The organism is Streptomyces sp. WMMC940 (assembly GCF_027460265.1).
GTDB lineage: Bacteria > Actinomycetota > Actinomycetes > Streptomycetales > Streptomycetaceae > Streptomyces.
On the sequence record NZ_JAPZBC010000001.1, the window covers coordinates 4,747,480 to 4,771,210 of the forward strand.

The 23,731-nt window shown below is 72.0% G+C and carries 26 protein-coding genes, 1 tRNA gene and 1 pseudogene; 15 read left to right on the top strand and 13 right to left on the bottom strand.

Going from position 1 to position 23,731, the window contains the following annotated elements; translation table 11 throughout:
* Positions 1-16 precede the first annotated feature (16 nt).
* Positions 17-1,348: a nicotinate phosphoribosyltransferase gene (locus O7595_RS20850; protein ID WP_269730166.1), complete on the bottom strand. Its 1,332-nt coding sequence runs from the start codon at positions 1,346-1,348 to the stop codon at positions 17-19.
* A gap of 92 nt (positions 1,349-1,440) precedes the next feature.
* Between O7595_RS20850 and clpS the strand changes: the two genes are divergently transcribed.
* From clpS to proY, 3 genes and pseudogenes are all read left to right on the top strand, one after another.
* Entirely contained in the window at positions 1,441-1,752 is a 312-nt protein-coding gene (gene clpS, locus O7595_RS20855; protein WP_026165308.1) for an ATP-dependent Clp protease adapter ClpS, read from the top strand.
* Entirely contained in the window at positions 1,752-2,348 is a 597-nt protein-coding gene (locus O7595_RS20860) for a DUF2017 domain-containing protein (protein WP_269730167.1), read from the top strand. The genes clpS and O7595_RS20860 overlap by 1 nt, the downstream gene beginning before the upstream one ends.
* A 10-nt stretch (positions 2,349-2,358) precedes the next feature.
* Positions 2,359-2,803 (top strand): annotated as a pseudogene (gene proY, locus O7595_RS20865) (proline-specific permease ProY); the annotation flags it as partial.
* A gap of 157 nt (positions 2,804-2,960) precedes the next feature.
* Here the strand turns inward: proY and O7595_RS20870 are convergent.
* Positions 2,961-3,650 (bottom strand): LmeA family phospholipid-binding protein, encoded by a 690-nt coding sequence (locus tag O7595_RS20870; RefSeq protein WP_269730168.1) that lies wholly within the window; start codon positions 3,648-3,650, stop codon positions 2,961-2,963.
* Positions 3,647-6,049 (bottom strand): MMPL family transporter, encoded by a 2,403-nt coding sequence (locus tag O7595_RS20875; RefSeq protein ID WP_269730169.1) that lies wholly within the window; start codon positions 6,047-6,049, stop codon positions 3,647-3,649. The genes O7595_RS20870 and O7595_RS20875 overlap by 4 nt, the downstream gene beginning before the upstream one ends.
* 226 nt (positions 6,050-6,275) lie before the next feature.
* Between O7595_RS20875 and O7595_RS20880 the strand changes: the two genes are divergently transcribed.
* The 5 genes from O7595_RS20880 to O7595_RS20900 all read left to right on the top strand — a co-directional run bounded on the left by O7595_RS20880 (position 6,276) and on the right by O7595_RS20900 (position 9,044).
* Positions 6,276-6,986 (top strand): TetR/AcrR family transcriptional regulator, encoded by a 711-nt coding sequence (locus tag O7595_RS20880; RefSeq protein ID WP_269730170.1) that lies wholly within the window; start codon positions 6,276-6,278, stop codon positions 6,984-6,986.
* Positions 6,987-7,044: 58 nt separating this feature from the next.
* Positions 7,045-7,467 carry a M67 family metallopeptidase gene (locus O7595_RS20885; RefSeq protein ID WP_269730171.1) on the top strand — a complete coding sequence of 141 codons (423 nt, stop codon included), beginning with the start codon at positions 7,045-7,047 and terminating at the stop codon, positions 7,465-7,467.
* 87 nt (positions 7,468-7,554) lie between these two features.
* Positions 7,555-7,680, top strand: coding sequence for a putative leader peptide (locus O7595_RS20890; protein ID WP_269730172.1), 126 nt, complete (start codon positions 7,555-7,557; stop codon positions 7,678-7,680).
* A 109-nt stretch (positions 7,681-7,789) separates the two neighbouring features.
* The gene (locus tag O7595_RS20895) at positions 7,790-8,077 is read left to right on the top strand and encodes a MoaD/ThiS family protein (protein ID WP_269730173.1); all 288 of its coding nucleotides are present in this window, start codon (positions 7,790-7,792) and stop codon (positions 8,075-8,077) included.
* Between the two features lie 16 nt (positions 8,078-8,093).
* Positions 8,094-9,044 (top strand): PLP-dependent cysteine synthase family protein, encoded by a 951-nt coding sequence (locus O7595_RS20900; RefSeq protein ID WP_269730174.1) that lies wholly within the window; start codon positions 8,094-8,096, stop codon positions 9,042-9,044.
* A 158-nt stretch (positions 9,045-9,202) separates the two neighbouring features.
* On the opposite strand, the gene O7595_RS20905 is transcribed toward O7595_RS20900, so the two are convergent.
* A complete protein-coding gene (locus O7595_RS20905; RefSeq protein WP_269730175.1) occupies positions 9,203-9,709 on the bottom strand; it encodes a type II toxin-antitoxin system PemK/MazF family toxin in 507 nt (168 codons plus the stop codon).
* A gap of 243 nt (positions 9,710-9,952) precedes the next feature.
* On the opposite strand from O7595_RS20905, the gene O7595_RS20910 reads away from it, so the two are divergent.
* The 3 genes from O7595_RS20910 (at position 9,953) to O7595_RS20920 (ending at position 12,847) form a co-directional block, all read left to right on the top strand.
* Complete coding sequence (locus O7595_RS20910; RefSeq protein WP_269730176.1) at positions 9,953-10,705, top strand: MBL fold metallo-hydrolase; 753 nt, start codon at positions 9,953-9,955, stop codon at positions 10,703-10,705.
* 128 nt (positions 10,706-10,833) lie between these two features.
* Positions 10,834-12,426, top strand: coding sequence for an APC family permease (locus O7595_RS20915; protein ID WP_269730177.1), 1,593 nt, complete (start codon positions 10,834-10,836; stop codon positions 12,424-12,426).
* Position 12,427: 1 nt separating this feature from the next.
* Positions 12,428-12,847 carry a universal stress protein gene (locus tag O7595_RS20920; RefSeq protein ID WP_269730178.1) on the top strand — a complete coding sequence of 140 codons (420 nt, stop codon included), beginning with the start codon at positions 12,428-12,430 and terminating at the stop codon, positions 12,845-12,847.
* Positions 12,848-13,068: 221 nt separating this feature from the next.
* On the opposite strand, the gene O7595_RS20925 is transcribed toward O7595_RS20920, so the two are convergent.
* Both O7595_RS20925 and O7595_RS20930 read right to left on the bottom strand, forming a co-directional pair.
* On the bottom strand, positions 13,069-14,343 hold the full coding sequence (locus O7595_RS20925) for a PTS transporter subunit EIIC (RefSeq protein ID WP_269730179.1): 1,275 nt from the start codon (positions 14,341-14,343) through the stop codon (positions 13,069-13,071).
* A gap of 243 nt (positions 14,344-14,586) precedes the next feature.
* On the bottom strand, positions 14,587-15,882 hold the full coding sequence (locus O7595_RS20930) for a PTS transporter subunit EIIC (protein WP_269730180.1): 1,296 nt from the start codon (positions 15,880-15,882) through the stop codon (positions 14,587-14,589).
* A 273-nt stretch (positions 15,883-16,155) separates the two neighbouring features.
* Here O7595_RS20930 and O7595_RS20935 point away from each other — a divergent pair, with 273 nt between their 5' ends.
* The 4 genes from O7595_RS20935 (at position 16,156) to rdgB (ending at position 18,640) form a co-directional block, all read left to right on the top strand.
* Complete coding sequence (locus tag O7595_RS20935; RefSeq protein ID WP_123187908.1) at positions 16,156-16,389, top strand: glucose PTS transporter subunit EIIB; 234 nt, start codon at positions 16,156-16,158, stop codon at positions 16,387-16,389.
* Between the two features lie 220 nt (positions 16,390-16,609).
* Positions 16,610-17,347 carry a ribonuclease PH gene (rph, locus tag O7595_RS20940; protein ID WP_269730181.1) on the top strand — a complete coding sequence of 246 codons (738 nt, stop codon included), beginning with the start codon at positions 16,610-16,612 and terminating at the stop codon, positions 17,345-17,347.
* A 239-nt stretch (positions 17,348-17,586) separates the two neighbouring features.
* On the top strand, positions 17,587-17,964 hold the full coding sequence (locus tag O7595_RS20945) for a hypothetical protein (RefSeq protein WP_269730183.1): 378 nt from the start codon (positions 17,587-17,589) through the stop codon (positions 17,962-17,964).
* A 73-nt stretch (positions 17,965-18,037) separates the two neighbouring features.
* Positions 18,038-18,640, top strand: coding sequence for an RdgB/HAM1 family non-canonical purine NTP pyrophosphatase (rdgB, locus tag O7595_RS20950; protein ID WP_269730184.1), 603 nt, complete (start codon positions 18,038-18,040; stop codon positions 18,638-18,640).
* 52 nt (positions 18,641-18,692) lie between these two features.
* On the opposite strand, the gene O7595_RS20955 is transcribed toward rdgB, so the two are convergent.
* The 7 genes from O7595_RS20955 to O7595_RS20985 form a co-directional block, all read right to left on the bottom strand.
* Positions 18,693-18,768, bottom strand: a tRNA-Leu gene (locus O7595_RS20955).
* A 55-nt stretch (positions 18,769-18,823) separates the two neighbouring features.
* Positions 18,824-19,333, bottom strand: coding sequence for an HNH endonuclease signature motif containing protein (locus tag O7595_RS20960; RefSeq protein ID WP_443071852.1), 510 nt, complete (start codon positions 19,331-19,333; stop codon positions 18,824-18,826).
* 23 nt (positions 19,334-19,356) lie between these two features.
* The gene (locus O7595_RS20965; protein WP_269730186.1) at positions 19,357-20,001 is read right to left on the bottom strand and encodes an HNH endonuclease; all 645 of its coding nucleotides are present in this window, start codon (positions 19,999-20,001) and stop codon (positions 19,357-19,359) included.
* A gap of 169 nt (positions 20,002-20,170) precedes the next feature.
* Complete coding sequence (locus O7595_RS20970; RefSeq protein WP_269730187.1) at positions 20,171-20,878, bottom strand: DUF1707 SHOCT-like domain-containing protein; 708 nt, start codon at positions 20,876-20,878, stop codon at positions 20,171-20,173.
* 26 nt (positions 20,879-20,904) lie between these two features.
* The gene (locus O7595_RS20975; RefSeq protein WP_269730188.1) at positions 20,905-21,909 is read right to left on the bottom strand and encodes an ABC transporter ATP-binding protein; all 1,005 of its coding nucleotides are present in this window, start codon (positions 21,907-21,909) and stop codon (positions 20,905-20,907) included.
* A gap of 3 nt (positions 21,910-21,912) precedes the next feature.
* Positions 21,913-22,716, bottom strand: a complete 804-nt coding sequence (locus tag O7595_RS20980) for an ABC transporter permease (RefSeq protein WP_269732562.1) — start codon at positions 22,714-22,716, stop codon at positions 21,913-21,915.
* A gap of 52 nt (positions 22,717-22,768) precedes the next feature.
* Positions 22,769-23,569 (bottom strand): ABC transporter permease, encoded by an 801-nt coding sequence (locus tag O7595_RS20985; protein WP_269730189.1) that lies wholly within the window; start codon positions 23,567-23,569, stop codon positions 22,769-22,771.
* Positions 23,570-23,731 lie beyond the last annotated feature (162 nt).

Consider the following 23,731-nt stretch of genomic DNA (forward strand, 5'->3'; position numbering starts at 1 on the left):
CTGGTGTCCATCCGGTTCACATGAGGTACTCCGTGGGGATCACCGGCTCACCGCGGGACAGCTGCGTCGCGGAGATCGGCAGCGCAGCGCGCGCCGCGACGTGCCGTTCGCGGGCCGCGTCCAGGGGCTCACGGGCGACGACCTCACCGCCCTTGACCAGCTGCGTCAGCAGCTGCCGGTCCACGAGGTGCTCCGGGACCGGGCCGGTGCCGAGCACCTCGGCCTCGGCGACGCCCTGCTCGTCGCGCCGGCGGGCGGCCCACTTGCGCCCGCCCACGGACAGCTTCCCGCCCGTCGACTTCTTCGCCACCGGCACCAGCGGCGCGTCCGGGGCGGCCGACTCGGCGCGGGCGACCAGCTTGTAGACCATGGAGCAGGTCGGCCGGCCGCTGCCGGTGACCAGTTGCGTGCCCACGCCGTAGGCGTCCACGGGTGCGGCGGCCAGCGACGCGATCGCGTACTCGTCCAGGTCGGACGTCACGACGATCTTCGTGTCGCGGGCGCCGAGGCCGTCGAGCTGCCGGCGCACCCGATGGGCGACCATCAGCAGGTCCCCGGAGTCGATGCGCACGGCTCCGAGGTCGGTGCCGGCGATCTCCACGGCCGTACGGACGGCCTCGGTGACGTCGTACGTGTCGACGAGCAGGGTCGTGCCGCGCCCGAGCGAGTCGACCTGGGCCCGGAAGGCGTCCCGCTCGGTGTCATGCAGAAGGGTGAACGCGTGGGCGCTGGTACCCACCGTGGGGATGCCGTACCGGAAGCCCGCCGCGAGGTCCGAGGTGGAGTGGAAGCCCCCGACGTACGCCGCTCGCGCCGCGGCGACGGCGGCGAGCTCGTGGGTGCGCCGGGCGCCCATCTCGATGAGCCGGCGGCCCGCGGCGGCCGCCGACATCCGGGAGGCGGCGGCCGCGATCGCCGAGTCGTGGTTGAGGACCGACAGGATCACGGTCTCCAGCAGCACGCACTCCGCGAAGGAGCCCTCCACGCGCAGGACCGGCGAGCCGGGGAAGTAGACCTCGCCCTCCGGGTAGCCGTGGATGTCACCTCCGAAGCGGTAGTCGGCCAGCCACCGGAGCGTCGGTTCGTCCACGATGCCGTGGTCCCCGAGATAGCCGAGCACGTCCTCGTCGAAGCGGAAGTTCTCCACGGCGTCCAGGACGCGGCCGGTGCCGGCGACGACGCCGTAGCGGCGGCCCTCGGGCAGCCGGCGGGTGAAGACCTCGAAGACCGACCGGCGGTCCGCGGTCCCCGCCTTCAGGGCCGCCTGCAGCATCGTGAACTCGTACTGGTCGGTGAAGAGCGCGGTCGACGGCACGGAGACCGGCAGACCCAGATCCGCAGTGTTCATACGTGCGATGCTAGCGCAGATTTCGTCAGAGTGACGAGATGTCGCCGAATCGGCCGGGGGCGTTTGTGCGACCGGGCCTCCCGGGTGGCAGCATGGGTGGAGTGACTGTGCCCCTAGAGATCGAGCAGACCCAGTCGGCCGAGGAGACGTTCGCCGTACCCGAACCCGACGTTCCCTGGGTGACGATCGTCCACAACGATCCGGTCAATCTGATGAGCTACGTCACCTACGTATTCCAGGCGTACTTCGGCTACTCCAAGGACAAGGCCCACAAGCTGATGCTCGACGTCCATCACAAGGGACGCGCCGTCGTCTCCAGCGGCACCCGCGAGGAAATGGAGCGCGACGTGCAGGCGATGCACGGCTACGGACTGTGGGCGACCCTCTCCCAGGAACGTCAGTGATGGCAGGTCAGTTCGAGGCACTGCCGGGCGGCGGCGCGGCCGTCGCGCTCGACGAGGTCGAGATCTCCATCCTCCGCTCCCTCGCGGTCCAGCTCCTGGAGCTGATCGGTCCCGGCGACCAGCCCGCCGAGGACGCGGACCCGCTCGCCGCGCTGTTCGCGGAGGGGCCGAGCGAGCCGCCGTCCGACCCCGCGCTCGCGCGGCTCTTCCCGGACGCCTACGCCAAACCCGAGACCGAACAGCGTGAGGACGAGGAACTCCGCGAGTTCTCGGCCGAGTTCCGCCGCTTCACGGAGAACGACCTGCGCGCCCGCAAGCGCGACGACGCCCTCGCCGTCGTCCGCAACCTCGACGCGCTCACCGCGACGGGCGAGGGCGGGGCCATCCTCAAGCTCACCGCCGAGGACTCGCTGCACTGGCTCGGGGCGCTCAACGACCTGCGGCTGACCATCGGCACCCGGCTCGAGGTCACCGACGACGACGAGAGCGGCGACCTGTACCGGCTGCCCGACTCCGACCCGCGCAAGCCCATGGTGATGGCGTACCTCTGGCTCGGGGCGCTCCAGGAGACGCTGGTCGAGACGCTGATGCCGTAGCCGTAGCCGTGCCCCGCAGGGCTTCGGCCGTCGGAACGCCCGCAAGACCCCGGCCGTGGGCATCGCCGTCTCCGTCGCGCTCAGGGGCATCAGCGTCGTCCTCGACCACGTCGTCCCGGAGAAGGCGTTCGGCTACGTCGTCCCGGTGGCCACCGCCGCCGGTGACCGGACGTGGATGATGATCCTCGTCGGCCACCTCCGCTACCGCCGCGCGGTCGACGTCGGCCGTCTGCCCGCCTCGTCCTACCCGGCCCCCGGCGGCGCCGGGTTCAGCTGGGGCGCCCTGATCTTCCTGATCGCCGTGACCGACATGACCGCCTACGACAGGGACTCCAGGGTCCCTCGTCGCGGGAGCGGTCTGGGGCATCGGTCTGGCCGTCGGCTGGGCGGTCCTCAAGAAGCGCGACCCGCAGCCGACCGAGCGCACCGCCGCGGACGCGGACGCCGCGAAGTAGCGGCATGCTCCCTCCGCACCGCTCGTCGGGTCGTGCCGGGCGGCATCCGCCCGGCACGACCCGACGCCGTTCGCGGACGCCGACGAGCGGCACGGGCGCGACCGGCCTCGTGGGGGCGTGGCCGACCACCCCCGACTGCCCACGGCCGGCCGCGGGTTCACGCGAGCCGGACGTCGTTCCCCCGCGCGTGCAGCGTCACCCCGGCCTCGCCGACCGACACCCGCGTCGGTGCGAGGCCCGCGGGCAGCTCCGGTACGACGAGCTCCCTGCCGGCGAAGGCCGCCGAGATCCGGGGGCCGGCCGGGTCGACCGGACGGCCCGCGAACGACGCCGCGACGGGCACGACGGTGATCGTGCGCCCGGTCAGCCGCGGCTCGGCCACCACGGTCAACGGAAGGCCCAGGACCTCGCGGTCCACACGCAGCCGGCCGTCCCCGTCCGCCGAGAGCGTGGCGCCCGCCCCGAGACCCGTGCCCAGGGAATCGAACGGCGCGGTGAAGCGGGCGTCCGCGGACGCGGCCGTGTACCCGTCACCCGTCTCGGTGACCTCGCGCAGCTCCACCGACGCCCGCACCGCCCGGCCCTCCTTGGTCACGGCGTCCGCCCGCACGGCGACCTCCGGAAAGGTCCCCCGTGCCGCGCTCAGCAGAAAGGGGAAACCGCCGATGCTGACCCGCGGGGCGCCGACCAGCGCCTCCTGCCGTGCGGCGATCCGCTCCGCGAGTCGCTTCTCGGCCGCGGCCGCGGAGAGGCGGTCGACGGCCGGCAGCGCCACGAGCAGCACCGCCGTCACGAGGGCCGTCCACAGCAGAAGCCGCCGCCGGCTGTTCGCCGGGCGCCGCGTCATGACGCGCTCCGGGCGTCCACGCGGGGTGTGCCGTCGGCGGGGGCGGATGGCGGCGGCACGGTCTCGACGTGACCGTCGTCCTCGACCGCCAGCCGCGGCAGCAGCCGGTCCAGGGCGTCGGGCAGCCACCAGTTCGCCCGGCCGAGCAGCACCATCGTGGACGGTACGAGCACGCCGCGCACGACGGTGGCGTCGAGCGCGACCGCCGTGGCCAGACCGATGCCGAACATCTTCACGACGGGGTCGTCGGACAGCAGATAGCCGAGGAAGACGCTGACCATGATCAGCGCCGCGGAGGTGATGATCCGGCCCGTGCCGGAGAGCCCGGAGATCACCGCGCCCCGGTTGTCCCCGTCGCGCAGATAGGCGGCGCGCACGGCACTCAGCAGGAAGACCTCGTAGTCCATCGCCAGTCCGAACAGCACGGCGAACATCAGCAGCGGGACGTACCCCGGGATCGGCACCGGACCTTCGAGCCCGACCAGCGTCGCGCCCCACCCCCACTGGAAGACCGCGGTGAGCACGCCGTAGGCCGCGGCGACCGAGACCAGGTTCATCAGCGCGGCCTTCACCGCGACCACCGGGGAGCGGAAGGCCACGAGCAGGAGCAGCGCGGCGACGGCGAGCACGAAGCCGACGACCAGCGGCATTCGCGCGGTCAGCCGTTCGTTCAGATCGGCCTGGGCGGCCGTGGCCCCGCCCACATGGGTCACCAGCCCGGTGTCCCCGGTCGCACCGGGCAGGATCTCGTCGCGGAGCCGGTGCACCAGGGCGACCGTGTCCGGGTCGGCCGGCGCGGTGGTGGGCGTGACCTGCCAGCGCACCCGAGTGGCGCTCGCGTCCAGTTGGGCGGGCCCGACGGAGGCGACACCGTCGGTCGCGCGCAGGGCGGCGGACACGGCCGTGATCCGGGCGTCGCCGGGGCCGGAGGCGGGCGAGGGCAGTGAGGACACGACCTGGAGCGGCCCGTTGGCGCCCGGACCGTAGGCAGCGGCCATCCGGTCGTACGCGGTACGGCTCGCCGTGCCGACGGCCTTGTCGCCCGCGTCCAGCTGACCGAACGTCAACTGGCCTGCCGGGGCGGCGAGTACGCCGGTCAGGACCAACGCGCCCAGCAGGCAGCGCCACGGCCGGGACGCGACGAACGCGGCGATCCGGCCCCAGCCGGCCGGAGCGCCCGCGGCGCCGGGGTGCGCCTCCGCCGGCCGCGAGTGGGCCGCGTGGGTTTCGGGGTGCTCCCCGTCGGGCCCGGCCGCGGGGGCGTCGGTTCGTTCCTCGCCGGCCCCGCGGCCCGCTGGACGCTCCTCCCGAGCGTCGCGCTCCGTCCGGACGGCTCCGTCCTCCCGCGCGTTCCGCTCCTCCCGCACCCGGCGTGCCTTCCGTCCGTTCCGGGCCCGGGGGGTGAGACGAGGGCCGAGCAGCGACAGCACGGCGGGCAGCAGGGTGAGCGTCGCCGCCATGGCGACCAGCACGGCGATGCCCGGCGCGAGCGCCAGCGCGTGCAGCAGGGGAAGCCCGCCCAGCGCGAGCCCGGCGAGCGCGGCGACGACCGCACTGCCCGCGAACACGACTGCCTTGCCGGAGCCGGCCGTGGTGCGCGCCGCCGCGTCCTCGACGCCCACCCCGGCCGCGAGCAGCTCCCGGAACCGGGTCAGGCAGAAGAGCGTGTAGTCGATGCCGACTCCGAGGCCGATCATCGCCGCGATGGTCGCCCCGGAGGACGGCATGTCCATCAGGTGGCCGGCCAGGCCGATCAGACAGAGGGACGCGGCCAGCCCGACCGCTCCCGTGAGCAGGGGGACCCCGGCCGCGACCAGGCTCCCGAACCCCAGCGCGAGGACGACGAACGCGGCCGCGAGGCCGATGATCTCGCTGTGGCCGGTGGAGCCCTTGTCCGCCGCGGCTGCGAGGTCGCCGCCGGGCGTCACCTCTATCCCCGCACGGGCCGCGGGCGCGGCGGCGTCCGTGACGGCGCGGGTGGTCTCCGGGGTGATGTCCCGGCCGCCGACGTCGAGTTCGACCGTCAGCCGGCCCGTGCGGCCGTCGGCGGCGAGACCGCCGCCGGCCGGTTCGTACGGGGTGGTCACGGCCACGACGTGGTCGACGCCCTCGATGGCCCGCGCCGCCTCCTCGACGGCTCTGCGCTGCGCGGAGGAGGTGAGCGGCGCGGCGTCGGCCGGTGCGTACAGGACGACGGGCTGCCGGCCCGAGGCCGCGTCGGCGAAGGCCCCGGCCGCGTCGCGCGCCGCCTGGCTGTCGCTGCCCGGGATGGTCACGGCCTCACTGGTGACCCTTCCGAAGGTGCCGACGGCGGACGCCAGGGCGATGAGCAGCAGCAGCCAGGCGGCCACGGTCCGTTTCGGTCTGCGGGCGCACCAGCGCCCTGTGGCCAGGAGCATGAGGAAGCCGTCCCTCTCGTGCGGCGGGCCGGTGGGGCCCTCTCGTGCGGCGGCCCGGGATGGGCTCGCATTTATTGCACTCGGTGTGCAAGCGGCACGGTTGCATCGCGAGTGCAACAATGTCAACGCAGGGATGGGAGGAACTGAGGTGAACCAGTCGGACCGGCGGGCGCCGGATCGCGCCCGGGCAAGTGGGGGCGCGCGCCCAGGGACCGGCGGCGGACCGGTGCGGGACGGTCGCACCGAGCGCGGCCGCCGGACCCGGGAGAAGATCGCCGACGCGATGCTCTCGCTGCTCGACGACGGGGAGACGCAGTTCCCCGCGGACCGGGTGGCCGAGCGGGCCGGAGTGTCGCGGCGCCTGGTGTTCCACCACTTCGCCGACATGGGTCAGCTCCAGGACACCGCCATCGCCCGGCGGCTCGAGCAGCTGGCCGCGCGGATCGGGCCCCTGCCGGCCGAGGGGCCGAGGGAGGTGAGGGTGGCCGCGCTCGTCGAGCAGCGCGCACGGATCCTGGAGTGGGTCACACCGGCACGGCTGACGATGATGCGGCTGGAGAACCCGTCCGAGCGGGTCGGGTTCGCCACCCGCCAGGTGCTCGACTTCGCCCGCAGCCGGCTGACCGAGGTCTTCGCCGAGGAACTGGACCGACTGCCCGGGGACCGCCGGGCGGACCTGCTCAACGGCCTGGACGCGGTGACCACATGGGGTGCCTGGTACCACTGGCGCAGCGGCGGGCTCGACCCGGACGCCGCCCGCCGCACGATGGGGGCCACGGTGCACGCGCTGCTCGCCGTGACCGACCGCACACCCGGGCCGGACCGGCCCGGCCCGGCGGGCGCCGTGACCGGCCGCGCGCCCGCACCCGGCCCGGCGGCGGACGACGGTCCGTCCCCGCCCCCCGCCGAGGCCCCGCTCCCGCCCCCAGCCCCCTGATCTCACTCACCGGTCCCCGGATCTCAGATCCGGGGACCGTCCGCCTATTCTCGTCCTCATGCTGACCATCACCCAGGCCCTCTACGACCGGATCGTCGCCCACGCCCGCGAGGACCACCCCGACGAGGCGTGCGGCGTGGTCGCCGGGCCCGCCGGGAAGGGGCGGCCCGAGCGCTTCGTCCCCATGCTCAACGCCGCCCGTTCGCCCACGTTCTACGAGTTCGACTCGTCGGACCTGCTGAAGCTCTACCGGGAGATGGACGACCGGGACGAGGAGCCGGTGGTCATCTACCACTCCCACACGGCGACCGAGGCGTACCCGTCCCGCACGGACATCTCGTACGCCAACGAGCCCGGCGCCCACTACGTGCTCGTCTCCACGGCGGACACCGACGACGCCGGCCCGTTCCAGTTCCGCTCCTTCCGGATCCTCGACGGCGAGGTCACCGAGGAGGAGGTCCGGGTCGTCGAGGAGTACTGAGGTCCAAATTCCACCAGGCGAACAGATCAGGTCCATGATGCGAGATCACATACCGGGGGCCGGATCGGGAATCGTTACGATGAGCGCATGGTTTCCCACGACGTGAGCGAGAAGACGCCGGGCACGCCGCTGCTCGTGGCGCGACTGCACGTCGACCTGTGCCGCCTGGCCAGCGCCATCTGTACGCGCTGCGCGGACAGCCGTACGGCCTGAGCCCACGGCCCACGAACGCAGCAGCAGCCTGCACCAGCCCCTGCGCGGGGGCCCAGCCGCGCGCCCTTACGCAACGCCCCTTACGCCCCTCCCGACAGGAGCCCATGCCATGGCCATCGAGGTCCGCATCCCGACCATCCTCCGCACCTACACCGACGGCGCCAAGGCCGTCGAGGGCAGCGGGGACACGCTCGCCGAGCTGTTCGCCGACCTCGAGACCCGGCACCCCGGAATCCAGGCCCGGATCGTGGACGAGGCGAACGGCCAGCAACTGCGCCGATTCGTGAACGTCTACCTGAACGACGAGGACGTCCGCTTCCTCGACGGCATCTCCACCAAGCTGTCCGACGGCGACAGCGTGACGATCCTGCCGGCCGTCGCCGGCGGTATGGCCTGATCGGCCGGATCACCCCATGCGCTACGACTCCCCGCTCGCCGCGGTCGGCAACACCCCGCTCGTCCGGCTGCCCCGGCTGTCCCCGTCCGGGGACGTCCGCATCTGGGCCAAGCTGGAGGACCGCAACCCGACCGGCTCGGTCAAGGACCGCCCCGCGCTCCACATGATCGAACAGGCCGAGAAGGACGGCCGCCTCACGCCCGGCTGCACGATCCTGGAGCCGACCAGCGGGAACACCGGCATCTCGCTGGCGATGGCGGCCAGGCTCAAGGGCTACCGGATCGTCTGCGTCATGCCGGAGAACACGAGCGAGGAGCGCCGGCAGCTCCTCGCGATGTGGGGCGCCGAGATCATCTCGTCGCCCGCGGCGGGCGGCTCCAACACGGCCGTGCGCGTGGCCAAGGAGCTCGCCGCGCAGAATCCGTCGTGGGTGATGCTCTACCAGTACGGCAACCCGGACAACGCGGGTGCCCACTACGCCACCACCGGCCCGGAGATCCTCGCCGACCTCCCGTCCATCACCCACTTCGTCGCGGGCCTCGGCACGACCGGCACCCTCATGGGCGTCGGCCGCTTCCTGCGCGAGCACAAGCCCGATGTGAAGATCGTCGCCGCGGAGCCCCGGTACGACGACCTGGTCTACGGCCTGCGCAACCTCGACGAGGGGTTCGTCCCCGAGCTGTACGACGCGTCCGTCCTCACCACCCGCTTCTCGGTCGGCTCGGCCGACGCCGTCGCCCGCACCCGTGAGCTCCTCCAGCAGGAGGGCATCTTCGCCGGGGTCTCCACCGGGGCGGCGCTGCACGCGGCCATCGGTGCGGGCCGGAAGGCGCAGAAGGCGGGGGAGTCCGCGGATATCGTCTTCATCGTGGCCGACGGCGGCTGGAAGTACCTCTCCACCGGCGTCTACACGGCCCCGACGACCCAGGCGGCGGTGGAAAGCCTCCAGGGCCAGCTCTGGGCCTGACGCCGCGGACCGTCGGGTAGCGCCTCCCCGCGCCGTCGGGCACCCGCCCGGGCGCGCGGAGGGCTCGGGCGCGTTCCCGGACGGCGCGGGGAGGCTCTACCCGCACGTGCCCGGGAGCCGCCCCCGACCCGTCGAGGCTTCCAGGTGCCCGGACGGCGTCACAGGTGGCGCAGCTGGTCCCACAGCAGCGGGTCCACCACACCCACCCGCCGGCGGAAGTCCCGTACCCGGACCTCGCGCAGTTCGTCCGTCTCCAGGAAGCTGGGGCGCCCGTGCCCGTCGCCGACCGTGCCCGGCGGGAGCGGGATCACGCCCGGACGCTCGTCGTGATAGCGACTGGTGATCTTGGCGACGCGTGCCGCGCCGCCGTGCACGGCGAGGACCAGGCAGGGCCGGTCCTTGGATCCGGGCCCGTCCTCGAACGGGACGTCCGCCCACCAGATCTCCCCCGGCTGCGGCCGCCGCTCCGGCCCCGGACGCGCGGCACCCTCCGCCGGCCTGCCGGGACGTCCGCCAGGGGCACGCCCCCGCGGCCTCGTCGGCGCCCTGCCGGGTGGTCTTCCGCCGGGCCTCCCCGCCCGGCCGCCCGGCCTCACCCGCGTCACGGCCGCCAACAGCGCGACCGCCACCACCGCGCCCAGCGCGAGCCACCACGACGTGTCCATACCCCAGACGGTACCGGCGCGCATCCCGGGCCGCGCGCGTCGCGCGCCCGCCGTCACGCGTCGTCCTATCCGGTGACAGGGCAGGTGAGTTCCCCCACAACGGGTACGTGCGAAGGAGCGCCCGGCCCTTTCGCGCCTTACGCTCGACGCACCGCACGACCTCCCCCTGCGCACGCCTCGGCACCCCGCCACCCGCCCACGTTCCCCGTCCACCGGACGACCGTCCACGGAGGTTCAAGCTCCATGAAGCTCACCGTCGTCGGCTGCTCAGGGTCGTTCCCGTCCGCGGAATCGGCCTGCTCGAGCTACCTCGTAGAGGCCGACGGCTTCCGGCTGCTCCTCGACATGGGCAACGGCGCCCTCGGTGAGCTGCAGCGCCACATCGGTCTCTACGACCTCGACGCCGTCTTCCTGAGCCATCTGCACGCGGACCACTGCATCGACATGTGCGCGTACTTCGTGGCCCGCTACTACCGCCACGACGGCGGCCGCTGCGACGCCATCCCGGTGTACGCGCCGGAGGGCGCGGAGCAGCGGCTCACCACCGCGTACGCCGACACCCCCTCCGACAAGTCGATGAGCGAGGTCTTCGACTTCCACACCCTCAAGCCGGGCGTCTTCGAGATCGGGCCGTTCTCCGTGCGCACCGAGAAGGTCGCGCACCCCGTCGACACCTTCGCCATCCGGATCGAACACGGCGGCCGCTCCCTGACGTACTCCGGCGACACGGGCGTCTGCGACCCCCTGGTCGACCTCGCCGACGGCACGGACCTCTTTCTCTGCGAGGCCGCCTTCACCCACGGCAAGGAGGACATCCCGGACCTCCACCTCAACGGCCGCGAGGCAGGCGCCCACGCCGCCCGCGCGCGGGTCGGGCGCCTCGTGCTCACCCACATCCCGCCGTGGACGGACGCGGAGCGCAACCTCGCGGACGCGCGGGAGGTCTTCCGGGGCCCCGTGGAACTGGCGGCCCCGGGCGTGGTCTACGAGCTGTGAGGCGGGTCGGGCCGCGGGGCGCGTCTCCGCCCCGCGGCCCGACCCGGAGATCCACTCCGCAGGCCGGGAGCGACACCTCCCGTTAAACTCGCAGAGAAGCGACACATCGTCCTGATCTGCGAGGAAACATGGCCGATGACGTCAAGGACACCTTGCCTCCGCCGCCCAGCTCGCACAGCCGGGAAGGGCCCGGAGAGCTGAAGCACAACGCGATCGGCTTCCTCGACGCGCTCGTCATCGGCATCAACTCGACCTCGCCCGCGTACTCGCTGGCCGCGGTCATCGGCTCGGTGGTGGCGCTCGTCGGCGTCTACGCGCCCGGTGTGGTGCTCGCCTCCTTCGTGCCGATGCTGCTGATCGCATCGGCCTTCTTCTACCTCAACCGGGTCGACCAGGACTGCGGCACGACCTTCTCCTGGGTCACCCGCGCCATGGGTCCCTGGGCCGGCTGGTTCGGCGGCTGGGCGATCATGATGACCGGAGTGCTCGTCGTCGGTTCGCTCGCCGACGTGGCCGTCGGCTTCGGGCTGCTCACCGTGGGACTCGACAGCTGGGCGGCCAACGACCTCGTACGCCAGCTGCTCGCCGTGCTGCTCATCCTCGTCATGACCGCCATCTGCGTCATCGGCACCGAGGCCTCGGCACACGTCCAGAACGTGCTCATCCTCGCCCAGGTGGCGTCGCTCCTCGCGTTCGCCGTCGTGGCCGTCTACCGCGTGTACGCGGGCACCAGCTCGCTCGGCGCCGTCGAACCGCAGATCACCTGGCTGGATCCCTTCGCGGCGGGCGGTGCCGCACTGACCGCCGGTCTGCTGCTCGGCGTCTTCATGTACTGGGGCTGGGAGTCGGCGGTCAACCTCACCGAGGAGGTCAAGAACTCCGCCAGCGCCCCCGGACGGGCCGGCATCTGGTCGACGGTCATCCTGCTGGGCACGTACCTCTCGGTCACCATCGCGGTCGTCGCCTTCGCCGGCCCCGCCTACCTCGCCGAGAACGCCGCCGAGGAGGAGTTCATCTTCGCCTCCCTCGCCCGGCAGGTCCTGGGTGGCTGGGACTGGCTCGTCCTGCTGGCCGTCTCCACGTCCGCGCTCGCCTCGACCCAGACGACGATCATCCCGGCATCCCGGACGGGGCTCTCCATGGCCCGGCGCGGCGCTCTGCCCGCCGCCCTCGCCAGGATCCACCCCCGCTTCCGCACACCCCACGTCAGCACCTGGGCCGTCGCGGCCGTCGCCATCGTCTGGTACCTCGTCGTCAGCCAGATCAGCGAGAACGCCCTGCTCGACTCGCTCACGGCCCTCTCGCTGCTCATCGCGTTCTACTACGCCCTCACCGGCATCGCCTGCGCCGTCTACTACCGCCGCCATCTCACCGAGAGCGTGCGCAACTTCCTGCTCATCGGCCTCGGACCGGTGATCGGTGCCGTGCTACTGCTGTGGCTGCTGGTGGAGTCCGTCATCGACATGTCCGACCCGGCCAACTCCTACAGCGGGGTCTCGTGGTTCGGGCTCGGCCCGCCGCTCGTCATCGGCATCTTCATCGTCGTGGCGGGACTGTTGATCATGTTTGCCCGCCGGCTGACGAGCGACCGCTTCTGGCACGAGCGCCCGAGCGTCTGCGACCCCGACCTCGCACGCGGAACCACCGGCATCGGCACGGGTACCGGAAAGGGCAGCGGCGGCGGCAGCGGCGGCGGGCGGAACGGATCCGGAGGGCCGTGAGATGCCCGTCGTCCTCGGATACGACGAGTCGCCCGGCTCCGTGCGGGCGCTGCGGGTGGCCATCGAGGTGGCCGCCGCCTTCGGCGAGCCGCTCGTCCTGGTCTTCGGCGCGGCGCCCCCGGGCACGCTCGGCGAGGAGTACCGGACCCATCTGGAGGCCATTCGCCAGTCCGGCCGGACCGCCCTCGCCCACGCGGTCGCCGCGGCCGACGCCGCGGGCGTACCCACGGCGGTCGAGATCCTGGACCAGGGACCGGCGGAGGCGCTGCTCGACGCGGCCGACCGCCACGACGCCCGCGTCATCGTCGTCGGCAGCTACGGCGAGAGTCCCCTGCGGGGCGCCCTCCTGGGCTCGACCCCGCACAAGCTGCTCCACATCTCGCGGGTCCCGGTGCTGTGCGTACCGGCCGCGGAGGCCTGAGCGAGCGGACGAGCGCGCGGACCGGGGCGGGAGAGGTGGGCCGGCGCCGGGGCGGGCACGGAGCACACGGGCGAGCGCCCACGCTCAACGCCCACGGTCCTCACAACTCCCACAGATCGCGGGTGCTGCGAGGACCGTGAGAGCCCAAGGGGAGTGGGGCCCGCGTGCGTCCCGGCCGCGACCGCCAGGTGGACCCGGCAGCCACGGGGCGGTCGAGACCGCTACTTGGCCTCGGCCTTTTCGAGTTCGGCCAGTTCCTCGTCGGACTCGCGGCCCGGCGTCGGGAGGTTGAACCTGGTGATCGCGAAGCGGAAGACCACGTAGTAGACGACCGCGAAGCACAGGCCGATCGGGATGATCAGCCATGGGTTCGTCGCCTTGTTCCAGCCCAGCCCGAGGTCGATCAGGCCGGCGGAGAAGGTGAAGCCGGCATGGACGCCGAACGCCCAGGTCACGGCCATCGAGACGGCGGTGAGGACCGCGTGGATCGCGTAGAGCAGCGGCGCGATGAACATGAACGAGAACTCGATCGGCTCGGTCACGCCGGTGACGAACGACGTCAGGGCGAGCGACAGCATCATGCCGGTGACGGCCTTGCGGCGCTCCGGGCGGGCCGAGTGCGCGATGGCCAGGGCGGCGGCCGGGAGACCGAACATCATGATCGGGAAGAAGCCCGTCATGAACAGACCGGCCTCCGGGTCGCCGGCGAAGAAGCGGTGCAGGTCGCCATGGACGACCTCGCCGGCGGCGTTCGTGAAGTCGCCGATCTGGAACCAGGCGACGGTGTTCACGAACTGGTGCATACCGATCGGGATCAGTGCACGGTTGATCAGGCCGAACAGTCCGGCGCCGCCGGCGCCCAGACCCGTCATCCACTCGCCGAAGTCCGAGATGACGTTGCCGACCGGCTCCCAGACGAGCCCGAAGAAGACGCCGACGACGACGCCGACGAAGGCCATGATGATCGGTACGAGGCGGCGGCCGTTGAAGAACCCGAGCCAGTCCACCAGCCTCGTGCGGTGGAAGCGCTGCCACAGGACCGCGGACAGCAGACCCATGACGATGCCGCCGAGGACGCCGGGGTTGTTGTACGTCGCGGCGACGTCGACGCCCTTGTTGGCCGTGGTGTTGACCACGGCCTCGGTCACCGGGAACGCGGTGAGGACGTTCTTGTAGACGAGGAAGCCGACGAGGGCCGCGAGCGCGGTGGACCCGTCCGACTTCTTCGCGAAACCGATCGCCACGCCTATGCAGAACAGCAGGGGCAGGTTGGCGAAGACGGCGTCGCCGGCGGTCGCGAACACCGAGGCGACCTTGTCCCAGCCGAGGCCGTCCTTGCCGAACACGTCGGGCTGGCCGAGGCGCAGCAGGATGCCCGCCGCCGGCAGCACGGCGATGGGCAGCTGCAGGCTGCGGCCCACCTTCTGCAAGCCCTGGAACAGGCCGGAGCCCCATTTCTTGGCGGGTGGCGCCGTGTCGACGGTGGCCGTGGTCACAACTTCCTCCAGTGGGCAGGGCGCCGCCCGGCACCGGGAGAAGAAGGGGACGGCGGCGACTCGGGAAATGGCGGTGGTATGGACCGCATGGTCTACACCAGTCAGAGGTGTAGACCAGTTGTAGCACGTGAGGGAAAGATAAGGAACCTGCGATTCCCGAGGGTTCGGTCATACGCCGAGAGCCCTCGCCGCCGCCCCTGCCGGCGCCCATGGGTGCCGCTCGCGGTCATGCGCCGGCTCCCGCTACTTGGTGACCTCGCGCTCCATCTCGTCGCCGATCTCGTCCGGCTCGCGCCCCGGCGTCCTGATGTCGAACCTGGTGATCGCGAAGCGGAAGATCGCGTAGTACACCGCCGCGAAGCCCAGGCCGATCGGGACGATCAGCCACGGTTTCGTCGCCAGGCCCCAGTTGATCACGTAGTCGATGAAGCCCGCCGAGAAGGAGAAGCCGTCCTTGACGCCCAGGGCCCAGGTGACGGCCATCGAGACGCCCGTGAGCACCGCGTGGATCGCGTACAGCACCGGCGCGACGAACATGAACGAGTACTCCAGCGGCTCCGTGATGCCCGTGACGAACGACGTCAGCGCCGCCGACATCATCAGCCCGCCCACCTCGGCCCGCCGGTGCGGCTTCGCGCAGTGCGTGATCGCCAGTGCCGCCGCCGGCAGGGCGAACATCATGATCGGGAAGAAGCCCGTGGTGAACAGGCCCGCGTTCGGGTCCCCGTTCAGGAACATATTGATGTCGCCGTGCACCACCGTGCCGTCGGGCTTGGTGTACGAGCCGAACTGGAACCACAGCGGTACGTTCAGGAACTGGTGCAACCCCACCACGAGCAGCGCGCGGTTCGCCACGCCGAAGATGCCGGCGCCCCACGAGCCCAGGTCCTGCAGCCAGTTGCTGAAGCCCTCCAGTGCTCCGCCGACCGGCGGCCAGACCCACAGGCACAGCGCCGCGAACGCGATCGCGACGAACGACATGATGATCGGCACGAGCCGGCGCCCGTTGAAGAAGCCGAGCCAGTCCACCAGCTTGGTGCGGTGGTAGCGCTGCCAGATGTAGGCGGTCATCAGGCCCATCACGATCCCGCCGAAGACGCCCGGGTTCTGGTACGTGAAGGCCGTGACCGAACCGTCCACGGCCCGGCAGCCGGTGGCCACCGGGGTCGCGGGGTCGATGCACTCCTCGGGGAACTCCCGGATCACGCCGTAGTACACGAGGAAACCCGCCACCGCGGCCAGCGCCGTCGAGCCGTCCGCCTTCTTCGCCATGCCGATGGCGACACCCACGCAGAAGAGCATCGGCAGTCCCAGGCCCGAGTCCAGCAGTGCGCCGCCGGCCCCGTCCATCACCTTGGCGAGATTCGTCCAGCCGAGACCCTGATCGCCGAAGACGTCCGGCTGGCCGAGGCGGTTGAGGATGCCGGCCGCGGGCAGCACGGCGATGGGGAGCTGCAGGCTGCGCCCCATCTTCTGGAGCCCCTGGAACGACCTGTGCCGCCACGTCCGCCGCGGTACGGCCGCGCTCTCGGTGCTCATCGGCGTCCTCCCGGAAGTCGCCTGGTTTGGCAGGTGTTGCAGACTGGTGTAGACCAGTTCTCGTACGGCTCCGGTCCGGCCCCGGGTTCTCCCGCGGCCCGATCGAGGTCCGTGGCGGAAGCGGGTCACCGGTGATCGTCATCATTCGACAGGTGGCGGTCACTCGCCCATGAAGATGGGCCAACCGTGCATTACCGTGACGAAACGGACCGATGGTGGGCCGAGGCAGCGCTGAGCGCCCCGAACGGGCCTCTCGAACGCAGGGAGAAAGACATGGCCAGCAAGGCTGAGAAGATCGTCGCCGGGCTCGGCGGTATCGACAACATCGAAGAGGTCGAGGGCTGCATCACCCGCCTCCGCACCGAGGTCGTGGACCCGGGCAAGGTCGACGAGGCCGCGCTGAAGGCCGCCGGCGCCCACGGCGTCGTCAAGATGGGTACCGCCATCCAGGTCGTCATCGGCACCGACGCCGACCCCATCGCCGCGGACATCGAAGACATGATGTGACCCCCGCGCGAGCCGCCTCCCCACTCACCCGCGCGAGACCGCACCGCTGACGGCGCACCCCGGTCCACCCCGCCTCCGCACCGGGCCACCCCGTCCCCGCACCGGTCCGATCCGGTCCGTTCCGGTCCGCCCCCGGTCCGCCCCCGGCGCGGTCTCACCCATGAGGGGTCCGTTCTCCACCGGAACGGGCCCCTCACGCGCGTACGGATAGGCTCACCACATGTCTCGTATCGACGGCCGCACCCCCGAACAGCTCCGCCCCGTCACCATCGAACGCGGATGGAGCAAGCACGCTGAGGGCTCCGTCCTCATCGCCTTCGGCGACACCAAGGTCTTCTGCACCGCCTCCGTCACCGAAGGCGTCCCCCGCTGGCGCAAGGGCAGCGGCGAAGGCTGGGTCACCGCCGAGTACTCCATGCTGCCGCGCTCCACCAACACCCGCGGCGACCGCGAGTCCGTCCGCGGCAAGATCGGCGGCCGCACCCACGAGATCTCCCGCCTCATCGGCCGTTCCCTGCGCGCCGTCATCGACTACAAGGCCCTCGGCGAGAACACCATCGTCCTCGACTGCGACGTCCTCCAGGCCGACGGCGGCACCCGCACCACCGCCATCACCGGCGCCTACGTGGCCCTCGCCGACGCCGTCTCCTGGGCCCAGGCGCACAAGCTCGTCAAAGCCGGGCGCAAGCCGCTCACCGGAACCGTCGCCGCCGTCTCCGTCGGCATCGTCGACGGCACGCCCCTGCTGGACCTCTGCTACGAGGAGGACGTCCGCGCCGAGACCGACATGAACGTCGTCTGCACCGGCGACGGCCGCTTCGTCGAGGTCCAGGGCACCGCCGAGGCCGAGCCGTTCGACCGCAAGGAGCTCAACGCGCTCCTCGACCTCGCCACCGGCGGCTGCGCCGACCTCGCCGCACTCCAGACCGCCGCCCTCGCCACCACGATCGGCCAGTGAGCACGGCTCTGGGCGAGCGACCCCACGCCCCCGGGGCGGTGACCCGGAGTGTCGCCCGGACGAAGGACACCGGGCGTCCCCCGCCGGCCACCCGAGCCGCTCCTCGGCCGGCGCCCCGGGCAGGGCGCCCCTCCGGAGAGTAAAGAAGCAACCAAGAACGCCACTGCCGGCGTCACAGCAGGTACGGGCGTACGGGCCGAACCGTACGCCCGTCCGGGAACCAGGGGAGGGACTGCACCATGCGCAGCCGCCGTATCGCACTCGCCGTCGTCACCGCCGTCGCGCTCACCGGAGTCGTCGGCTGCGGTGCCGTCGACAAGGCTCTCGACTGCGTCAGGACCGCCGACGCCATAGCCACCAGCGTCGACAGGCTCTCCCAGGCCGTCTCCACCGCCTCCGAGGACCCGACACAGCTGACCGAAGCCCTCAACGACATCGACAGGGAACTCGGCAACCTCAAGGACACCACCGACAACGCCGACCTTTCCAAGGCCGTCGACGCCCTCTCCAAGGGAGTCGAGAACGTCCGCACGTCCGTGGAGAACGGCGACGCCACCCCGGACATCACGCCGGTCACCGACGCCGCCACCGAACTCGGCAAGGTCTGCACCTCCTGAACCCCTGCCCGCCGGGCGCCGTGCACCCCACCCGCGGCGCCCGCGCCGTCACCGCCGCGGAGATACTGGGCTCATGACCCGCCTGATCCTCGCCACCCGCAACCCCGGAAAGATCACCGAGCTCCGCGCGATCCTCGCCGACGCCGGACTCGGCCACCAACTCGTCGGCGCCGACGCCTACCCCGACCTCCCCGACGTCAAGGAAACCGGCGTCACCTTCGCCGAGAACGCCCTGCTCAAGGCGCACGCCCTGGCCCAGGCCACCGGCCTCCCCGCCGTCGCCGACGACTCCGGCCTCTGCGTAGACGTCCTCGGCGGCGCCCCGGGCATCTTCTCCGCCCGCTGGTCCGGCACCCACGGCGACGACACGGCCAACCTCGAACTGCTGCTCGCGCAGCTCTCCGACATCACCGAGGAGCACCGCGCCGCCCACTTCGCCTGCGCGGCCGCCCTCGCCCTCCCCGACGGCACGGAACGCGTGGTCGAGGGCCGCCTGCGCGGTACCCTGCGCCACGCCCCGGCCGGCACGAACGGCTTCGGCTACGACCCGGTGCTCCAGCCGGACGGCGAGACGCGGACGTGCGCGCAGCTGAGCCCCGAGGAGAAGAACGCGATCAGCCACCGGGGGAAGGCGTTCCGGGCGCTGGTGCCGGTGGTGCGGGAGCTGCTGGGCTGAGGTGCACGCAATGAAGGCTCGGCTCGCTTCCCGCGAGCCGAGCCTTCGGTCATGGTGCGCCCGGTCGGATTCGAACCGACAAACACGACCACCTAAAGATCGCCGCTCAGCCCTTGGCGTACGGGCGCCCGTTTCCGCGCCCACTGTACTGGGCGCGGTCGGTGTCCGGTGCGGAGAGGGTTCTCAGTCGCCGCGCCGACTGCCGCCCCGGCACCATGTGGCCGTGGTCGCGTGGCAGTTGGGGCACAGCAGACGCAGGTTCCCGGCGCGGTCGTCCAGCCGGTCGCCGTTGATGTGGTCGACTTCGAGGGTCATGGGCCGCCCGAGCCATTCGGGCCCGGTCCCGCAGTCGGCGCATGCCTCGGGCAGGCCTGTCTCCCGGAGCGCGCGCCGCAGGTGCGCCGTTCTGGCGCGCCGCCCCGTTTCCCTCTTCACCAGGATGTCCGCGGCGCGCCGTGCCGGGACGGTCCCGGGCCTGCCCTTCATGTGCGCCTGGCCGAGGAAGTGGGCGGTACTGAGAGCGTCGTCGGCGATCCACCGCTTCAGGTTCGTGCGCTGACTGGTGTTGTCGGGCCGCGGCAGCCGCCGCAGCACTTCGGCGAGTGAGTACGAGGAGCTGACGGCCGCGGCCAGTTCTGTGGCTGTCGGCCGGTCGTCCGCCTTTCGGTAGGCCCGTCGCGGCGGACCCGACATGCCGGTGCCGCCGGGTGTCCGACTCACGACGGCCTCCGGCGCCGGGCTTTGGCACGTCCCCGGTAGGTGTCCGTCGCCGAGTGGCAGTTGGGACAGAGCAGGCGCAGGTTCCCCGGTCGGTTGTCGCGCCAGTTGCCGTCGATGTGATCGACCTCCAGCGGCAGCGGACGGCCACGCCACTCGGGCCCGGTCCCGCACAGCGCGCACTGCTCCGGTACGCCCGTCTCGACCAGGGCACGTCGCAGGCGGCGACCGGGGGTCCGCCGGGATTCCGCTCGGGGTTGTTCCACGAGGAGTCCACCGTTCGCCGCCCGGCCCCGGCCCGTGACCGCCCGCGACGGCGCCACGAAATGCGAGGTGTCGATGGCGTAGGCGCGGATACGCCTGCTGATGTTCGTGTGGTGTCCGCCGACCACGTCCAGGCCGAGTCGGCACAGGACCTCGGTCACACTGGTCGACGCCGCGACCACGGGTTCGAGGACGTCCTTCGTCCACCGTGCTCCCTCGCGATCGAAGTGCGAGGTGTCCACGCCCATCCGCTTCATCCGCTCGTGGACGTACCGCCGCGAAGCCGCCCCCGCCCCCAGCTTCCCCAGCGCCTCCGACAACGTCCGCGACGTGCTCGCCGCCTCCGAAAGGCGTTCGCGTGTGTACGGGCTCACCGGCATGCGTTGCGTCCCCCTCCGTACCGGCCGCGTGTTCGCGTCCTCGCACGGAGTAACGAACCGATCGTCGGATGGTCACGCGCGGCCCGTCCCCCGAAGGCCGGCGCCGGCCCCCGCTCGGAGGGCCGTCCCCCCGCCCGTGGGGCCGCCCGCCCCCCGGAGGCGGGCACGGCTACTCCAGCTCGCCCCGTGCCCCGCCGTCCTCGCGCTTGTCGAGGCGTTCCCGACGGCGGGCCTCCTTCAGGCGCTGCTTGTCCGCCTTGCGGAGCTTGCGTTCGACGCCGACGCCCCCCATGAGGGCGAAGCCGGTGACGGTCACACGGGGTGAGCCGGGGGCGATGTCGTCCGGGTCGCCGCCGGAACCGGCCTCGCCGAAGCCGCCCATGAAGCCGAAGCCCCTGACGTCGACGTACATGTCCGGCGGCACGGTCACCTGGATGCCGCCCATGACGGTGAAACAGCGGATGACGACGTCCCGGTCCTCGAAGTCGGCGTCCCGCAGGTCGATCTCGCCGCCTCCCTGCAGGACGACGGCGGTGAACCTGCGGGCGACGGTCCAGGTGCCCTTGCGGCCGAAGCCGCTCCAGAACGCGAACGCGCCCCTGGAGGTGGGAGGGTGGCCGGTGCGCCGGGTGTAGTCCACGGTGCCGGTTGCGGGAGCCGGCGCGGCGGCGAGGGGTGCCGGGGCTCCGCCCGGGGCCGGGAGGTCCCGTACGAGGGGCTCCAGCTCCCCGTGCGTACGTGCCTTGTAGGCGGCGTCGAGCCGTTCCTCGAATTCGTCCATGTCGAGGCGGCCCTCGGCGACGGCGTCCCGCAGCCGTTCGGCGATCCGCTCCCGCTCGGCGTCGGAGGCCCGCATGTCCGGAAGGTCGCTCGTCATGCGTTCAGCCTAGTCAATCGGGGCGCTCACGGCGCCGTCGAACGCTCCGCGTACATCCTCGCGATCACCGACTCGATGTCGGGCTCCCGCACCGACAGGTCCACCAGCGGGTAGTCGGCGGCGAGGGCGGCGACGATCGGTGCCGCCGACGCCGAGGCGGGGAAGGCGAGCCACTGGCGCGGGCCCTCGACCCGTACCGGCCGTGCGCCCGCGACCTCGATGGGCGGGAGCCGGCGTTCGAGGTCCACGACGAGGGTGCGTTCGCCCGGCGCGACCTCGTGGAGTCCGGCGAGGCTGCCGTCGTAGACGAGCCGGCCGTGGTCGATGACCATGACGCGCTTGCACAGTTGCTCGATGTCGGTGAGGTCGTGGGTGGTGAGGAGGACGGTCGTGGCGCGTTCGGCGTTGAGGTCGCGCAGGAACTCGCGCACCTTGGCCTTGGAGACGACGTCGAGGCCGATGGTGGGTTCGTCGAGGTAGAGCACCTCGGGGTCGTGCAGCAGGGCCGCGGCGATGTCTCCGCGCATGCGTTGTCCGAGGGAGAGCTGCCGCACGGGTACGTCCAGCAGGGCGCCGAGGTCGAGTAGTTCGACGCAGCGCTCCAGGTTCCGCCGGTAGCGGGCGTCCGGGATCCGGTACATGCGGTGCACCAGGCGGTACGAGTCGATGAGCGGCAGGTCCCACCAGAGTGTCGTGCGCTGCCCGAAGACCACGCCGATGCGCCGGGCGAGCCGGGTGCGTTCGCGTGACGGGTCGATCCCGGCGACGCGCAGCCGTCCGCCGCTGGGGGTCAGAATGCCCGTCAGCATCTTGATGGTGGTGGACTTCCCGGCGCCGTTGGGTCCGATGTAGCCGACCATCTCGCCGCGCGGCACGGTGAAGCTGATGCCGTCGACGGCGCACACCCGTGTCCTCTCCCGGCGCAGCAGGCCCGATCGACGGCGTACGTCGAAGGCCTTCTCCACGCCTTCCAGTTCGATCAGGCCGCCGGTCCCGACGGCTTCCTGGGTGCGGATTGCTTCCTCGGACACGGTTCAGCTCCCGGTGCTGCGGTACGTACGGAGACCCGCCCGCCACGCGGCCGCGGCGAGCGCGCAGCACGCGGCGGCGACGAGCGGTGGTGCGAGGGCGAGCCAGGGGGGCAGGTCGAGCGGATAGGGCTGCCCGAGGACGTAGAGCGCGGGCAGCCAGTTGACGAAGGCGAGGGGTACGACGAAGGTGACGCCCCGCACGAGGTCCTTCGCGAAGACGGTGGGCGGGTACTGGAGCAGGGTGTTGCCGCCGTAGGTGAAGGAGTTCTGCACTTCGGCGGCGTCCTGGGCGACGAACTGGAAGGCCGCGCCGGCGACGAACACGGCGGCGAAGATCGCCGCCCCGCTGAGCAGCATCATCGGCACCATGGCGGCCTTGAGCGGGGTCCAGGCGATGTCGAGGGCGAGGAGTGCGTAGCCGAGGACCAGCAGACCCTGGGTGATGCGGCCGAGGCGGCGGAGGGCGAAGCGGTCGGCGGCGACCTGGGCGAGTACGGGGGCGGGCCGCACGAGGAGGGTGTCGAGCGTGCCGTCGCGCACGCGTCGTCCGAGCCGGTCCATGGAGCCCATCGCGAGGTCGGCGAGGCCGAAGGCGGTTCCGGCCGATCCGTAGAGGAGGGCGATCTCCGGCAGGCTGTACCCGGCGAGGGTGTCGACGTGCGCGAACATCAGCAGGATGACGACGAAGTCGAAGGACGTGGCGGCGAGGTTGGCGAGCGCGGTCATGGCGAAGGACGCGCGGTAGGTCATGGTGGAGCGCATCCACATGGCCGCGATGAGTCCGTAGGTGCGCAGTCCGGACCGCAGGGTGCACGGGTGTTCGACGGCCTGTGGGTGTCCGCCGGAGGGCCGTGGTTGTTCAGCCACCCTGGACGACCACCCTTCTCGTGGCCGCCGACTGGAGGAGCCGGCCGGCGGTCAGGAGGGCGGCCGCCCAGCCCAGCTGGAAGGCGTAGGCGTGGACGAGACCCCAGCCCGTGCGTTTGCCGAGGAGGACGTCGGCGGGGATCTGGAGCAGCGAGGACCAGGGCAGGAGCCGGGCGAGTTCGCCGAGGGCGCCGGGGAAGAGGGTGAGCGGCAGCAGCATGCCGGAGAAGAACAGGCCGGCCAGCCAGGTGACCTGGAGGACGCCGGCGCCGTCCATCAGCCAGAACGCCGACAGGGCCGCGAGGTAGCGGAGGGCGAAGCTGACGACGACGCCGAGGAGCACGGCGGTGAGGAAGGCCAGCCAGGGCAGCGGGGACGCGGGCAGGGCGAGGTCGAAGGCGAGGGCGCCGAGCAGCAGGGGGACGACGCCGCGGCCGAGGAGGTGGAAGGCCGCGCGGCCCAGGTCTCCGGCGAGCCACCACAGTTGGAGGTCGGCGGGGCGGTAGAGGTCGATGGCGATGTCGCCGGTGCGGATGCGTTCGATGAGTTCGTCCTCGAAGCCGCCGCCCATCATGGCGCAGGTCGTCAGGAGGGCCTGGCCCAGCCACACGAAGGTGACGGCCTGGGAGAGGTCGTAGCCGCCGAGCCGTGGGCGTTCGTCCCAGAGGGCGATATAGGTGTAGGCCATGATGAAGCCGAAGACGGTGTTGGTGAAGACGCCTGCCGCCGTCGCCACCCGGTATGTCGCATAGCGCCGGAAGCCACCGGCCGCGACGACCGCGTAGAGCCGCACCGGACAGCCTCCTTCGGTGGAATCGTCGCAAGGACTCCGCGTCCGGCACGGACGCGCCAAAGCGCATGACCCTAGCCCAGCGGAACCGGCCGCCGCGACCGTATTCCGGGCGGCGGTCCGGGGGTCAAGGGGGTGGGAAGTGCAGTATGGGCACACAGCGAA

Coding starts and splice junctions, on each gene's coding strand:
- O7595_RS20885 (WP_269730171.1), top strand. CDS start 7,045: ATGCTGACCATCACCCAGGCCCTCTACGACCGGATCGTCGCCCACGCC.
- O7595_RS20910 (WP_269730176.1), top strand. CDS start 9,953: ATGAAGCTCACCGTCGTCGGCTGCTCAGGGTCGTTCCCGTCCGCGGAA.
- rph (WP_269730181.1), top strand. CDS start 16,610: ATGTCTCGTATCGACGGCCGCACCCCCGAACAGCTCCGCCCCGTCACC.
- O7595_RS20895 (WP_269730173.1), top strand. CDS start 7,790: ATGGCCATCGAGGTCCGCATCCCGACCATCCTCCGCACCTACACCGAC.
- O7595_RS20915 (WP_269730177.1), top strand. CDS start 10,834: ATGGCCGATGACGTCAAGGACACCTTGCCTCCGCCGCCCAGCTCGCAC.
- O7595_RS20945 (WP_269730183.1), top strand. CDS start 17,587: ATGCGCAGCCGCCGTATCGCACTCGCCGTCGTCACCGCCGTCGCGCTC.
- O7595_RS20905 (WP_269730175.1), bottom strand. CDS start 9,709: ATGGACACGTCGTGGTGGCTCGCGCTGGGCGCGGTGGTGGCGGTCGCG.
- O7595_RS20970 (WP_269730187.1), bottom strand. CDS start 20,878: ATGACGAGCGACCTTCCGGACATGCGGGCCTCCGACGCCGAGCGGGAG.
- O7595_RS20870 (WP_269730168.1), bottom strand. CDS start 3,650: ATGACGCGGCGCCCGGCGAACAGCCGGCGGCGGCTTCTGCTGTGGACG.
- O7595_RS20965 (WP_269730186.1), bottom strand. CDS start 20,001: ATGCCGGTGAGCCCGTACACACGCGAACGCCTTTCGGAGGCGGCGAGC.
- O7595_RS20860 (WP_269730167.1), top strand. CDS start 1,752: ATGGCAGGTCAGTTCGAGGCACTGCCGGGCGGCGGCGCGGCCGTCGCG.
- O7595_RS20890 (WP_269730172.1), top strand. CDS start 7,555: ATGGTTTCCCACGACGTGAGCGAGAAGACGCCGGGCACGCCGCTGCTC.
- O7595_RS20960 (WP_443071852.1), bottom strand. CDS start 19,333: ATGTCGGGTCCGCCGCGACGGGCCTACCGAAAGGCGGACGACCGGCCG.
- O7595_RS20850 (WP_269730166.1), bottom strand. CDS start 1,348: ATGAACACTGCGGATCTGGGTCTGCCGGTCTCCGTGCCGTCGACCGCG.
- O7595_RS20935 (WP_123187908.1), top strand. CDS start 16,156: ATGGCCAGCAAGGCTGAGAAGATCGTCGCCGGGCTCGGCGGTATCGAC.
- O7595_RS20930 (WP_269730180.1), bottom strand. CDS start 15,882: ATGAGCACCGAGAGCGCGGCCGTACCGCGGCGGACGTGGCGGCACAGG.
- rdgB (WP_269730184.1), top strand. CDS start 18,038: ATGACCCGCCTGATCCTCGCCACCCGCAACCCCGGAAAGATCACCGAG.
- O7595_RS20875 (WP_269730169.1), bottom strand. CDS start 6,049: ATGCTCCTGGCCACAGGGCGCTGGTGCGCCCGCAGACCGAAACGGACC.
- O7595_RS20920 (WP_269730178.1), top strand. CDS start 12,428: ATGCCCGTCGTCCTCGGATACGACGAGTCGCCCGGCTCCGTGCGGGCG.
- clpS (WP_026165308.1), top strand. CDS start 1,441: ATGGGTGGAGTGACTGTGCCCCTAGAGATCGAGCAGACCCAGTCGGCC.
- O7595_RS20900 (WP_269730174.1), top strand. CDS start 8,094: ATGCGCTACGACTCCCCGCTCGCCGCGGTCGGCAACACCCCGCTCGTC.